This window comes from Mycobacterium sp. 852002-30065_SCH5024008 (assembly GCF_001665645.1).
GTDB lineage: Bacteria > Actinomycetota > Actinomycetes > Mycobacteriales > Mycobacteriaceae > Mycobacterium > Mycobacterium paraffinicum.
Genome location: NZ_LZSZ01000015.1, coordinates 149,503 through 163,023 on the forward strand (window position 1 = coordinate 149,503; position 13,521 = coordinate 163,023).

General features: G+C 67.0%; 9 protein-coding genes. 8 read left to right on the top strand and 1 reads right to left on the bottom strand.

The window, feature by feature from the left end; genetic code table 11:
- The first annotated feature begins 56 nt into the window (after window positions 1-56).
- Both A5781_RS01995 and A5781_RS02000 read left to right on the top strand, forming a co-directional pair.
- Window positions 57-1,676, top strand: a complete 1,620-nt coding sequence (locus tag A5781_RS01995; RefSeq protein ID WP_231990561.1) for a hypothetical protein — start codon at window positions 57-59, stop codon at window positions 1,674-1,676.
- 204 nt (window positions 1,677-1,880) lie between these two features.
- Window positions 1,881-3,743, top strand: coding sequence for a bifunctional diguanylate cyclase/phosphodiesterase (locus tag A5781_RS02000; RefSeq protein WP_067200496.1), 1,863 nt, complete (start codon window positions 1,881-1,883; stop codon window positions 3,741-3,743).
- Between the two features lie 56 nt (window positions 3,744-3,799).
- On the opposite strand, the gene A5781_RS02005 is transcribed toward A5781_RS02000, so the two are convergent.
- The gene (locus A5781_RS02005; RefSeq protein WP_067200348.1) at window positions 3,800-4,597 is read right to left on the bottom strand and encodes an FkbM family methyltransferase; all 798 of its coding nucleotides are present in this window, start codon (window positions 4,595-4,597) and stop codon (window positions 3,800-3,802) included.
- Between the two features lie 286 nt (window positions 4,598-4,883).
- Between A5781_RS02005 and A5781_RS02010 the strand changes: the two genes are divergently transcribed.
- The 6 genes from A5781_RS02010 to A5781_RS02035 all read left to right on the top strand — a co-directional run bounded on the left by A5781_RS02010 (window position 4,884) and on the right by A5781_RS02035 (window position 13,512).
- Window positions 4,884-6,599, top strand: coding sequence for a hypothetical protein (locus A5781_RS02010; RefSeq protein WP_231990556.1), 1,716 nt, complete (start codon window positions 4,884-4,886; stop codon window positions 6,597-6,599).
- A gap of 175 nt (window positions 6,600-6,774) precedes the next feature.
- On the top strand, window positions 6,775-8,226 hold the full coding sequence (locus A5781_RS02015) for a polysaccharide biosynthesis tyrosine autokinase (protein ID WP_067200351.1): 1,452 nt from the start codon (window positions 6,775-6,777) through the stop codon (window positions 8,224-8,226).
- On the top strand, window positions 8,226-9,695 hold the full coding sequence (locus A5781_RS02020) for an O-antigen ligase (RefSeq protein WP_067200354.1): 1,470 nt from the start codon (window positions 8,226-8,228) through the stop codon (window positions 9,693-9,695). Before A5781_RS02015 ends, A5781_RS02020 begins: the two co-directional genes overlap by 1 nt.
- Before the next feature lie 136 nt (window positions 9,696-9,831).
- Window positions 9,832-10,845 carry a glycosyltransferase family 4 protein gene (locus A5781_RS02025; RefSeq protein ID WP_067200359.1) on the top strand — a complete coding sequence of 338 codons (1,014 nt, stop codon included), beginning with the start codon at window positions 9,832-9,834 and terminating at the stop codon, window positions 10,843-10,845.
- 16 nt (window positions 10,846-10,861) lie between these two features.
- Complete coding sequence (locus A5781_RS02030) at window positions 10,862-11,788, top strand: aldo/keto reductase (RefSeq protein ID WP_067200503.1); 927 nt, start codon at window positions 10,862-10,864, stop codon at window positions 11,786-11,788.
- Window positions 11,785-13,512 (top strand): GMC oxidoreductase, encoded by a 1,728-nt coding sequence (locus tag A5781_RS02035; RefSeq protein ID WP_067200362.1) that lies wholly within the window; start codon window positions 11,785-11,787, stop codon window positions 13,510-13,512. The genes A5781_RS02030 and A5781_RS02035 overlap by 4 nt, the downstream gene beginning before the upstream one ends.
- The last annotated feature ends 9 nt before the right edge of the window (window positions 13,513-13,521 follow it).

The window sequence follows — 13,521 nt, forward strand, 5'->3', positions numbered from 1 at the left end:
GAGAAGCAAGCGTGAAGACGAGGAAGAGCGCGCTGGCCGCTGTCGTGTGCACGGCGATGGTGCTGAGCGGATGCGGTGGCAAAAGCGATCCAGGCCCACTGTCCGCGATGGTCAGTCCGGCCATTCCGCCCACCGCTCAGGAAATCCCAAACCCGCTGCGCGGCCAGTACGAAGACGGCTTGAATCCGCTTTTCCCGCAAGGCAATTCCGCGCAGCAGCGGTACGCTGCCTGGCCCGCTTCGGATGACGCCAGCTTGCGGGTTTCGTGGCGGCAGTTGCAGCCGGTCGACCCGCGCACGCTGCCCGCCGACGCTCCCGACGACCGCAAGTTCGACTTCAGCGTGATCGACGACACGCTGGCGAAACTCGGCAGCCGAAACATGAGGCTGACCCTTGGCGTGTACGCGTACAAATCCTGTTGCGACGATTCCTATCCGGACAACACCAACATCGCGATTCCGGACTGGATCCGCCCCGCGGCCACCAGCTATCCCGCAACGCCGAACGGTTCCGGACCCCGTGTGGCACAGGTGGTCCCGAATTGGAACGACGCCGGCTACCTGAACGGTTTCGGGCAGTTGCTCGCCGCGCTCGGGCGGCGCTACGACGGCGATGAGCGCCTCAGCGTGTTCGAGTTCTCCGGATACGGTGATTTCGGCAAGACCAGCCTCGCGTACGTGCGTGACGCGCTCGGTGCACCCGGGCCGGCGCCGGACGAGAGCATGCCGAAGTTGGGCTATTACAGCCAGTTCCGTGATCAGAGCATCACCAAAGCGTCCATCGGGCAACTGGTCGCGGCGAACGTCGGCGCGTTCCCCCACACCCAACTGGTGGTCACCGCCGAGAATCCGGAGATCGTCCGCGAGTTGTTCGCCGACGACGTGACCAAAAAACTGTCCGCACCGGTCGGCGTCCGCGCGGATTGTCTTGGGGTGCAGTCCCCCCTGCCGGAATGGGCCGAGTCCAGCGACTCGCACTACGTGCGGTTCAACGACGCCGCCGTCAACACGATCAAGCAGCGGCTCACCTCGGCGCTGGTGATCAGCCAGTGGTGCCGGTTGCCGAACGGGACCGACCAGCGGTCGTACTACGAGAAGGCCCTGCACGACGTCGTCAGGTATCACGTCTCGATGACGGCGAGCGCCGACTTCCCCGACCGGGATGCGACGTCGGCGATGGACCCCAAGCTCTATCTCCTCTGGGCCAAGGCGAACACCTCCGCCGGTTACCGGTATTCGGTGGAGGCCAAGCCGGGATCGCAGTCCATCCGGGACAAGGTGGCTTCCATCTCGGTCGTCTGGACCAACTACGGCTCGGCGGCGGCCACCGAGCAATGGGCGCCCGGTTACAAGCTGGTCGATTTCTCGGGAGCGGTGGTCCGCACCATTCCGGCGACGGTCAATCTCAAGACGCTGTCGCACGACGACTCCAGCCAGTCACGCGAGGAGGCGGTTCCCGAGTCGTCGACCGAGTCGGTGCGCGTCGACGTGACGGGCCTGGCGCCCGGGCACTACACGCTGCGCGCGTCCGTGGAATGGCAGCAGCACAAGCCGGGCGCCTCGCACGTGGTGAACTACGCGCCGATGGCGCTGGCCCGCGACGGCCGCGACGGTTCCGGCCTGTATCCGATCGCCACGCTGGACATCGCGAGCGACGCCTCCACCGCCGGTCAATGACGCGCAGCGGCCCGCAAGGACCGCCTTTGTCACCGTCGACCAGCGCCGCACAAGTTGCTCGTTAGCCCGGATGAAGCGGGTATTGCGTGATACGTTTTTGCTGACTGAAACCGATCGTGACCTGCCCGGGTCCGCCTAAACACGGGATCCGCCTCGAGACCGTCCCCCGCCCGGCTGGGATGCATGCCCGTATCGGAGGAGACCGTGCCGCGCAGCCTGGACCTGGTCGTCACCTCCGTCGCCACGCAGCTGATGGAAGCCACCGCAGCCACGGCCACCCTGGTGAGCCAGAAGGTGCTCGCGCAACTCGTCGAGCAGTTCGACGTGGACGCCAGCTTCTTGCGACACCTCGACCCGCAGACCCGGGCCTCGGCGCTGGTCGCCGAGTGGCCACCCCGGACGGACGCCGCGGATCCGGATCCGACGGCCTTCGCCCAGCTGGACATCGCGGAGTCGGTCCTCGCGCAGTGCGGGCACGGCCGCAAACCGGTGGTGATCCGGCCGGCGCAGTCGAAACGCTATGTTCGGCGCCGGCTGGGCGGCGCCAAAGTGGCCGCCTCGCCCTCGGTGGCGGCCGCACCGCTGGTCTCGGGTGAGACCACCACCGGCTTGCTCGGCTTCGTCAAGTTCGGCGCCCGCAAGTGGGAGCAAGACGAGATCAACACGCTCGAGGCCGTCGCCGCGCTGTTCGCGCAGGTGCAAGCGCGCATCGCGGCCGAAGAAAAGCTCCGCTATCTCGCCGAGCACGACGATCTGACCGGCCTGTACAACCGTCGTGCCCTGGTCGCGCACCTGACCGAACGGCTGTCGGCGGGACGCGCCGGGCCCATCGCGGTGCTGTACCTCGACCTCGACCGGCTCAAGCCGATCAACGACTACCTCGGCCACACCGCCGGTGACTGGTTCATCCGGGTCTTCGCGCAACGCATCCGGATCTGCGCTCCCAACAGCACGATCGCCCGGCTGGGCGGGGACGAGTTCGTCGTCGTGCCCGACCAGCCGATGGCGCCGGAAGCCGCCGAGTCGTTCGCCCGTCGCCTCTCGGCGATGCTCTGCGAGCGCCTAGCCATCGGCGGCCACGTGATCAGCCGGACGGTCAGCATCGGGCTCGCGGTGGGTGTTCCGGGGCTGGACAACTGCACCGACCTGCTCCGCCGGGCCGACGAGGCCGTGCTGACGGCGAAACGCGGTGGCGGTAACCAGATTGCGGTGTCCACCGATGACATGTCCCTCAAACGCGCGTTCCGCAACGACATCGAGCTGCATCTGCAGGGCGACATCGGCAGCGAGGCGTTGCTGCTGCACTACCTGCCGGAGGTCGACCTGTCGACGGGCGCCATCGTGGGCGCGGAGGCGCTGGTGCGGTGGCGGCACCCGATTTGGGGGCTGCTGCTGCCGGATTCGTTCATCGGGATCGCCGAATCGACCAACCTGGCGATGGAGTTGGGCCGCTGGGTGCTGCGCAACGCATGCGCCGAGTTCAGTCGCTGGCAGGCCAACGGTGTCGGCCGGGAGGCCGTCCTGCGGATCAACGTGTCGCCCATCCAGCTCATCAGCCGCGGCTTCGTGCGCGGCGTCGCCGACACCATAGACGAGTTCGGCATCGAAGCCGGCTCGGTGTGCCTGGAAATCACCGAGCGCGCCGTGGTCCACGACATCGATACCACTCGAAAAACCCTGGCGGAGCTCAAGGAAGTCGGGGTCCAGCTGGCCATCGACGACTTCGGCACCGGTTATGCGGTGTTGTCGCACCTGAAATCCCTGCCGGTCGACATGCTCAAGATCGACACCGGATTCGTGCGCGATCTGGGCAACAACGCCGGTGATCTGGCGATCGTTCGCGCGATCATCGGGCTGGCCGAGGCGTTCGGCCTGGAAGTGGTGGCCGAGGGAGTTGAAACACCGGACGCGGCAATGATTTTGATGCAGCACGGGTGTCGCCGGGCGCAGGGTTTTTTGCTGTCGCGCCCCGTCCCCGGCGACGAGATGGAAGCGCTGCTGGCCGCGCGGTGGCTGCCGATGCCATTTTTGGCCGACCTCAAGGTGTTGCCGACGAGCGCCATCTAGCATCGCCGACGCCCGCGACCTTCGCACACAAGGAGGTGGCCCATCCGGCGTTCGGTCTAGCGCTCACCCGGAGGAATGAAGACGAAGTTGTTGACGTAGACGCCGCGAGGCGCCCAGTCGGTGTCGCGGTCGCCGACGTTGGCCGGGTCTTGGTGCTCGTCAGGGTCGAACTCGTCGATCGGCCGCCGGACGCCATCGAGGTCGAAGTAGCCGGAGTAGCCGAACTCGCGCAACAACGCCGTGATCTCGGCGACGGCGTTGGGGTAATGGCGTTGCTCGGCTTCCACCATGATCGCGGGCCGGTTGCGCGCGAGTGTTTGTGCGGCACCGCGCAACACGGCGACTTCATGGCCCTCGACGTCGACCTTGATCATGCCGATGTCGTCCAAGCCCAGGTCGTCAAGCCGCTTGATCGGCACGTCGACACTGCGAATTCCGCTGCTGTCGACGTCGCTGAGGGCATTGGTGGCGTCGATGGTGCTGCGGCCCGGCTCGGACTCGACCACTCGCATCGTCCCCACGCCGGCCGTGTCCGACAGGGCGATCGCCTCCACCTTCACGGGGGCGCCGACCGCGCCGAACATCGCAACCAGATCGCGAGCCTGAGCCGGCCGGGGTTCGAATGCGATCACCGATCGCGACGACGCGAGCATCGCGATCGAGAACTGGCCGACGTCGGCGCCGATGTCCAACGAGACCCGGTTGGGATCGCATAAGGAAACCGCCAGCTGCACGTCCGCCCGGGTTTGCCCAAGGTGTTGCAAGATGCGGTACTTCCGCCGCCAGAACAAACGGGGCGCGAGTGTCTGTACCGCGGGCGCCAGCCAACGTTTGGCCGATCGAGCCAGAGGCATCTTGCGGTCTCCTGAGCGATTCGCGGAGCCACCAGCCTAGTAGATGGCGCGCCCATTCCAATATCGGTCGCGTGCCGTGGCCGGCACGCCCATGAAGGGACGCGCCCGCGCCGGCCGCCAGTCAACTTGGCCGGAATATGTCGGAAGATGTACATGATTGACGGATGATGTGGGGCAGCGCTGCATCGTTACCAACACCCGTTGGTGCGCTTCACGTAGGGAGCGCCGGCGACCGGAGAGGTGTCAGTCCTTGGATCTGAGGGAGGGCGTGAGGTCGGTGCGCAGAATGCCGACGTTGCCTTTGCAGGTGTTGGTCGGCACGGCGCGGACGTTGAAGAAGGCCGCACTGCCCGTCGCCGTCTGTGTGGCTCTCTTACTGAACGGGTGTGCCGGCCGTGGCGATCCCGAGCTGGTGACCGCGATCACCAGTCCCGCGATACCGCTGTCCGTCCAGGACGTACAGAATCCGCTCCGCGGTCAGTACGAAGACCTCTTGATACCCTTGTTCCCGCAAGCGAATTCGGCGCAGCGGCGGTACCCGGCCTGGCCCGCGTCGGATGACGCCAGCTTACGCGTCACGTGGCGGCAGTTGCAGCCCACGGACCCCGGTACGCTGCCTACGGATGCTTCTGACGACCAGAAGTACGACTTCAGCGTGATCGATGACGCGCTGACGAAGTTGGCCGCCAGAAACATGCGGATGACTCTTCGCGTGGTCGCCTACCACTCCTGTTGTGACACCGTGTTTCCGAACAACACGAACATCGCGATTCCCGACTGGATCCGGTCGGCCGCCACCGACCACGCGGGCCCGCAACGCTATTGGTGGACCCCCGGCGTGACGCAGGTGGTGCCCAAGTGGAACGACCCGCGGTACCTTGACGCCTTCGGACAGCTACTCGCCGCGCTCGGACGACGGTATGACGGCGACGAGCGGCTCAGCGTTTTCGAGTTCTCCGGCTACGGGGATTGGAGCGAGAACCACATCGCGTACCTGCGCGACAAGCTGGGCGCTCCCGGCCCGTCGGCTGAGGAGAGTATGGCGAAGCTGGGCTACTACAGCCAGTTTCGTGATCAGAGCATCACCATCGCATCGATCAGGCAGCTGGTGGCGGCGAATGTCAACGCATTTCGCCGGACGCAATTGGTGACGACGCTGCTGAATCCGGAAATCGTGCGCGAACTGCTCTCCGATGACGTCACAAAGAAACTGTCCGCGCCGGTGGGTGTGCGAGCCGATTGCCTTGGCGTGATCGCGCCGTTGCCCGGCTGGGTCGAATTAGAAGGCTCGCACTATGTGCAGTTGAAGGATCCGGTCATCGCCGAATTGAAGGCGAGGCTGATCACGGCGCCGGTCATCAGCGAATGGTGCCTGTTGCCGGACGGCACCTCGCCGCAGTCCTACTACCAGAAGGCCCTGCACGACGTCATCAAGTATCACGTCGCGATGACATCGAGTTGCGACTTCGCGGACGCGGAGTCGGCGACCGCGATGGACCCTGCCCTGTACCTGTTGTGGGCACAGGCCAACGTGTCCGCGGGGTATCGGTATTCGGTCGAAGCGCGGCCGGGTCCGCAATCGGTGCGCGACGGTGTGACGACGATTGCCGTGACGTGGACCAACTACGGTTCTGCCGCCGCAATCGAGAAATGGGCTCCGCGCTATCAACTGGTGAATTTCGAGGGAGCGGTGGTGCGCACACTGCCGACCACCGTCAACCTGAAGACCCTGGTCCAGGCTGAAACCGGCGGCAAGTCCGGCAACGAACCCGCGCCGGCGTCGTCAACCGAGTCCGTGAGGCTCGACCTGGCCGGCCTGGCGCCGGGCAACTACACGCTGCGGGCGTCGGTGGAGTGGCAACAGCACAAGCCAGACGCATCGCACGTGGTCGACTACCCGCCCATGCAGTTGGCGCGCAACGGGCGCGACGGTTCCGGCGGCTATCCACTGGCCACGGTCAACATCTCGCGCGATGTGTTGACCGCCGGACCCCGACCGTGAAGAACACCGGAGGCGGTCCGGCGAGGTCTTCGACTGCGCAGAGGTCTCAACATCGCTTTTCGGGCAAACGCTGCGTGACGATGCTGGAATAATGTTCAATGATTTTTGCCCATCCGGATAGCCGACCGGATGGATGCTTTCGCGGTGCCAGAGCTTTCAGAAAGGCCGTTGGTCGATGGATTTCCGTACCTTTGTCCGGATTCTCGTCGCACACTGGAAGCTGGCACTGGCCGCGGTGCTGGCGTGCACGGTCGGTGCCGCGGCCATCACCGCATTGCAGACCAAGCACTACCAGTCGTCCACCACGGTCCTCATCTCGTTCTCCGGGGCCACCGACCTGACCGAGCTGTATAACGGCACGCTCACGGCGCAGGAACGGCTCTCGTCGTACGCCCAGATCGCCGGCGGCCGGACGGTGGCGGATCGCGCGATCAAACAGCTGCAACTGCAGATGAGCGCCGACGACCTGCTGAGCCAAAGCCAGGTGAAATACACCGCGAAATCGCAGCTGTTCACCATCACGGTCAAAGACACGGACCCGCGGCGGGCGGCGGCGCTGGCGGGCGCGATGGCTGACCAATTCGCTGCGATCATCCCCACGCTGGGCGTCGGTTCGCGTCCGGACGTTCCGAATTCCGGGAACCGACCCGAAGCCACGGATGCCCCGTCGCCCCCGGGCCAGCCCAGGGAAACCCCCGGCGGGCAAGAGCCGACGGGGAAGCAGGTGCCGGTGGCGAGGGCGCGGGTGGTGGAGCCGCCCCGGGTACCCGATCGACCGGTTACCCCGGCCCCGGTACGCAACATGGCCATGGGCCTCATCGCCGGCCTACTTCTGGGCATAGCCGTGGCGCTAACCCGCGAGGCGAGCGACCGCACCGTGCGCACGCGCGAAAAGCTGGAACAGCTATCGGGATTGCCGACGCTGGGCGAATTGCCGCGGCGGCGCGGCGGCACCCCGCGCTTCGGCACCGACGTCACATTCGACGACGCCGTGCGCGATCTGCGTACCCGGTTGCGCAGGGCGATGGGGCCCGACGGTCGGCGGGTCCTGGTGGCGGCACCTTTCGGCGGCGAGGGAACCACCACGACCGTCCTCAACCTGGCGCGGGCATTCGCCGAAGTCGGCGAGGATGTACTCGTCGTCGAGGGCGACACTCGCCGGCCCGTGATCGCCGGTTCCCTGAAGGTGGAATCGGGAGAGGGTCTGGGCAACGCCCTGGCGAACCCCGCGATCGCAGCGGAAGCGGTGAAACCGACACCCTTTCCGAGGCTGTTCGTCCTCGCGTCGCGCGCCGCCCGCCGCGAGACCCTGCCCTGCAGCGCATATCCGCCGGAAGTGATCGACGATGTGCTGGAAAGCTTCTCGTCACGATTCGACCGGATAGTGGTCGATGGGCCGCCGGTGCTCGCGACGGCCGACGCCAGTCTGCTCGCCGGCGCCGTTCAGGCAACGGTCCTGGTCGTGCGGGCGGGCCGCACCACCGTGGACGAACTCCACGACGCGGTGGCGACTCTGCGCTCGGCCAACGCGCAGATCGTCGGTACGGTGCTGACCGACGCCCGGCTGTCGTTACACCGCCGGGCCGCCTCCCAGGCCTACCGCGCGAAGGCCAGCCCGTCGACGTGATGCTCTACGTGCGCAGTCGCCACCGCCTGGCCATGAGCGGAGCTTCGCTGGCGCTGTTCCTGTTTGGATGTTTCGTCTACGGCGTGCTCTCGGTACGACTCACGACCGAGGGCATCATGCTGATCGGCGCCACATTCTGCCTCGTCGTCTACTGGGTGAGGCCGGAGGCAATGGTCTGGGTCGCTTTGGTCGGTGCGTTCGCGGCGCTGCCCCAGGGTCTGCACGTCGGCAAGGTCATCGGTCCAGCGGTCGTCTACCTGTACCTGGTGGCGGCGATATTGGCGATCGGTTATCTGATCCCGATCGTGAAACCGCGATTCTCCGACTATTGGTTGCCCGGCCTGTTCACGCTCGTCGTCGTCATTTCCACGGTGGCCGGATTCGAGAATGGGCATGACGCCACGATCGTGCTGCGGGAATCGCTGAGCATGCTCGAAATGGCGGTGGGGTTCGTGCTGGCGATGTTGGTCGTGTACGGCGACTACATCAAGTGGTCGATCCGCGTGATGGCCGTCATCCTGTGGTTTTCCGCGGGCATGGCAATCGTGAGTTCGCTGCATGCCATCCGGCTCGCGGGCAGGGCCGAAAGCCTGGGGGCGGCGACCGGCGCCGACCAGGCTGTCCGCATCATCCTCACCACCCAATCGCCGGCCACCGCCACGCTCAGTGCGTTGGTGGCCGCCGCGATCGTGGGCCGTCTCAGGCTCGCCACCCTCCTGACGTTGGGTCCGCCCGCGCTGGTCATCTCGCTGCTCTCGTTCTCCCGCAACACGCTCATCTCGATGGGCGTGGCGGCGGGTGTCGCTTTCCTGATCAGCTTGAGTGCGTCGACGGTGCGCCGGACCGCCTTCATTGGCGTGATCTGCGCGACGGTCATTGCGGTGACAGTGCCGGGATCGCTGTTCCTGCTGCAGGGCTCGGACGCCGGTGCGTGGCTCGCCGACCAGCTCGCGGCCTTCAATGAGCGAGTGCTCGGCGGGGTTTCGTCAAGCGCTCTCGCCGTAGACGAATCGGCGCTGGAGCGGCTGCGAGAAATCTCCTTGCTGAACCGCTCGATCAGCCAGGCTCCCGTATTCGGCCACGGCCTGGGCTACGCCTATCAGCCGCCGAAAGGCGACGATGAGTTTTCCGCGAAGTTCTACCCCGCCTACTCCCACAACTTCTACCTGTGGTGGCTGGCCAAAGCGGGGGCGGTGGGCATGGCGGTGTTCGCCCTGTTCGCGCTGACACCGTTGGTCAAGGCGGTGCGGTGCCGGACCGCGCCGGCGAAGGTCAGCGTGGCGGTCACCGCCGGCCTCCTCGCGATATCCGTGGTGTGGCCGTTGCCGGAGATGCCGTCGGATTCCCTCGCCTTGGGCCTCGCCCTGGGCGCGGCGATGGGGTTCGCCGGCCTGCGTGACCGAGAGCGAGACGCGAGCCGCGCGGTCGTCGGCGACACGCCCGCGTTGACGACGGCGGGAGCCAACTGAAGTGGGCACGCCGAGCGGCCGACCCGTGTACTTTGACGCCGAGGCCAATCACCGTGGGAGCTGACCGAATGCCGATTGTCCGTTTTTTCGACCACCCCCGCCACGCACCGATGTGCGATCGCTCTTTCGGGCAGCGATGATCTCGGTCATCCACGTCGGGCCGGGCGTCTACAGCTTCGGCGGAACGCAGACCGTGATTCGAGTCATCCGTGACCACAAGATGGGCGCGGACGACATCCGCGTCCTGTCGACGTGGGAGGGCCGGCACCACGCGAAGAACTTGGTGCTGACCGCGCGCGCGGCGGCCGTGCTGGCCCGCGCACCCCGCACGACCATCGTGCACTTCCACATCGCGGACGGCGGAGCGTGGCTGCGCGAGGGGGCGTTGATTCGGCTGGCCAAGGCGCGGGGCCTGCGGATTGTCGCGACGCTGCAGGGCGCCGACGTCGCCAGGGAAGCCCTTCGGCACCGCCGCTTTATCGGTGCCACCCTGCGCCGCGCCGACCACCTGATCGTGTTCTCGGAGGACGCGCGGGCCACCGTTGCGCAGCTGGCTCCGCGGGTGCCGAGCACCATCTCGGTGAACCCGGCGCCGATCGACTGGGACGCGCCCGGGGCTAGCACGACACCGCCGGTGGCGCTCTTCGCCGGGACCATCGGCCTGCGCAAGGGGGTCGACACGCTCGCCGCGGCATGGCAGCTGCTGCTCGACGAGGGCATCGAAGGCCAGTGCCGGGTGGTCGGGCCCATCGACGACTACACGCCTCCGCAGCTGGAGCGCTTCTCGGTGGAACCCGCGGTACATCCGGACGCGATCCCCGAGTTGATCCGGTCCGCGCGGGTGGTGGTGCTGCCGTCGCGCGCCGAGGCGATGCCGCTGATCGTGACCGAGGCCCTGGCCGGCGCGCGCCCGGCCGTATCGACGCCCGTCTCCGGCACGCCGGGCATTGTGCCCGACCCGAAAATGCTTGTCCCTGTTGATGATCCGCCCGCATTGGCAGCGGCGATCGGGCGGTACCTTCGCGATCCGGAGCTGGCGGAGCGCGACGGGCTCAAGGGGCAGGCGCACATCGCTGCGACGCGCAGCCCCGAAGTCATCGGCGCCGAGCTCCGCCGGATCTACGAGAGCCTCGGCGTTGGAGCGGATTGAGCTCAGCGGGCCGGCGCTGAAGGTCAGCGCGGTCGGTTTCGGGTGCGGGGGTTTGATGCAGGCGCCGTTCCGCAAGGAGCGGATGGCCGTGCTGGGCAGCGCGGTTGAGCACGGCATCACGCACTTCGACACCGCGCGGATGTATGGCCTCGGCATGGCGGAGTCCGAGCTGGGGGTGTTCCTGCGCACCGTGAATCGCGACGCGGTGACGGTGGCCACCAAGTTCGGCATCGACGTCGGCGGGGCGGCCCGGCGTCTCGGCCGCTTCCAGGCGCCTGCGCGGGCGGTGCTGCGCAAAGCCCCGGCGCTGCGGCGCGCGGTCAAGCGACAACAGGAACCGGACCTGACCCCCCGGCGCTACGACGCGGCGGTCGCGACCCGCAGCCTGGACCAGAGCCTGGCGGCGCTGGGCGTCGACTACGTCGACATCTTGTTCGTCCACGGCCCAAGGCCTTTCGATACCGTCGCCAGCGATGAACTCGGGGAGTTCTTCGAACGGGCGCACCGGCAGGGCAAGATTCGCGCATGGGGCGTCTCTCAAGACGAGGGTCTCGAGGCCGACTTCGCCGCGGCATTCGCACCCAAGGGCGTCAGCCAGGTCCGCGGCGACCTGGTTGATCCGCCGCCCCGTCCCGCCGACATCGCGTTCGGGGTACTCAACCGGTCCTACGCGACGCTGTCCGCGGCGTTGCTGGCAGACGCCCGGATGTCAGAACAGTGGCGCGAATCCCTCCAGGTGGACCCGCTGGCCCCCGGTGTGTTGCCGAGGCTGATCCTCGCGTCGGCGGCCACGGCCATTGGTTGTCGCGCGATTCTCTACAGCAGCACCGACCCGCGGCGGGTCGCCGACGCGGCGGAATCCGTCTCGTCGCCGCCGGACGCGGGGCTCCTGACGCGTTTTCTCGCTCTCGCCCAGCAGTTTCGACGGGGCCCCGCCGTGTGATCCGCGGTCCGGCGCAGTTCGCCCCCAACACGACGATCCGAACCGATGTCGTGGTGGTCGGGGCCGGCCCGATTGGCATCGCGATTGCGCTGGAACTCGCGGCCGCGGGCGTCGAGGTGGCGTTGATCGAAAGTGGTTTGGAGCGTGCGGACCGCGCGGCACAGGAGCTGGCGATGTTCGACTCGCGCCAGGACGACTACTTTCATTCACGCAGTGAGGTGGCCGTTCGCCGGCAGGTGGGCGGAACCTCGGCGTTGTGGGGCGGACGATGTGTCAAGTTCGACGCCATCGACTTCGAGAATCGGCCCATCACCGCGCATTCGCCCTGGCCGATTGGGTTCGACGATGTCGAGCCCTACCTGCAGCGGGCCTGCGACTGGGCGGGATGCGGGCAGGCGGTATTCAATGCGCGGGACATCCCGGAGTTGGCGCAGCGGGACTTGGTCGTGGGGCTGCCCGATGAACAGGTGCGCACCACCGATCTCGAACGCTGGTCGTTGCCAACGCGTTTCGGGCGCGAATACCGCGCCGAGTTGCGCAACACCCCCGGCCTGACGGTGTGGACCGGCCTGACGTGCACCGAGGTGGTGACCACCGAAGCCGGTGACGCCGTCGACCATCTCGTCGTCAAGACGCTTAGTGGACTGGAGGGCAGAGTCGTTGCGGCGGACTACATCCTTGCCACCGGCGGCCTGGAGGCCACCCGCCTGCTGCTCGCGTCGGATCGTCATCATCCGGCCGGGCTGGGCAACGCGGGCGGCCACCTCGGGCGTTGGTACATGTCCCACGTCGAGGCCCGGGTCGCCCGTGTGCACTTCACCAGCGACGACGTCATCTACGAACACGAGAGGGACCGCGAGGGCGTCTACATCCGCCGCCGTTTCACGTTCACTCCACAGCTGCAGCGCGAACTCGGGATGCCGAATGCCGCTGTCTGGATGGTGAATCCGCCGATCAGCGATCCGGCACATGGCAGCGGAATCCTGTCAGGTGTCTACCTGACGTTGATCTCCCCGCTGGGGCGCTTCCTGCTCGCGGCGGCCATCCGCGAGGCCCATACCAAAACCACGGGTCCGCCGCGCGTCGCCGCGCACCTGCGTAACATCATCCGAGACCTGTTCGGTTCCATCCGATTCGCGGTCCGGTTCTCCTACGCGCGATTCCTGCGCCGGGGCCGCAAGGCGCCGGGCTTCTTCGTCGAGGGGTCGGGCAATCGGTACGTGCTGCACTACCACGGCGAGCATCTTCCGCACTGGGACAGCCGCATCGAGCTGACCGACGAACGCGACGCCCTCGGCATGCGCAGGATACGCACCCACATGTATTTCTCCGACGCCGACTACGAAAGTGTGCGCAAGGCAATCGATCTCATCGACGAGCACCTGCGCCGCCACCGCGTCGGACACGTGGAGTGGCTCGCCGACGACGTCGAGGCCTTGGTACACGATTTTATGCAGGGCTACGCCGGCTTTCATCAGGCCGGCACAACTCGGATGTCGGCGACCGCCGACGGCGGCGTCGTGAACCCGGATCTTCAGGTGCACGGGGTGCGCGGGCTGTACGTCGCGAGCACCTCGGTCCTGCCGACGTCGAGCCAGGCCAACCCGACGCTGCTCGGGATAGCGCTCGGTGTGCGGCTCGCGGAGCGGCTCATCGGTGCTCGATTGGCGCGGCCCGGGATTCCCGGCGGCCGAGGCGTGTGGCCTCGCGCTTCCGACGGATGATCGTTCACG

What these genes read in the sequence shown, in the direction of transcription:
- A5781_RS02020 (WP_067200354.1), top strand. Translation starts at nt 8,226, where the DNA reads ATGCTCTACGTGCGCAGTCGCCACCGCCTGGCCATGAGCGGAGCTTCG.
- A5781_RS02010 (WP_231990556.1), top strand. Translation starts at nt 4,884, where the DNA reads ATGCCGACGTTGCCTTTGCAGGTGTTGGTCGGCACGGCGCGGACGTTG.
- A5781_RS02015 (WP_067200351.1), top strand. Translation starts at nt 6,775, where the DNA reads ATGGATTTCCGTACCTTTGTCCGGATTCTCGTCGCACACTGGAAGCTG.
- A5781_RS02025 (WP_067200359.1), top strand. Translation starts at nt 9,832, where the DNA reads ATGATCTCGGTCATCCACGTCGGGCCGGGCGTCTACAGCTTCGGCGGA.
- A5781_RS02005 (WP_067200348.1), bottom strand. Translation starts at nt 4,597, where the DNA reads ATGCCTCTGGCTCGATCGGCCAAACGTTGGCTGGCGCCCGCGGTACAG.
- A5781_RS01995 (WP_231990561.1), top strand. Translation starts at nt 57, where the DNA reads ATGGTGCTGAGCGGATGCGGTGGCAAAAGCGATCCAGGCCCACTGTCC.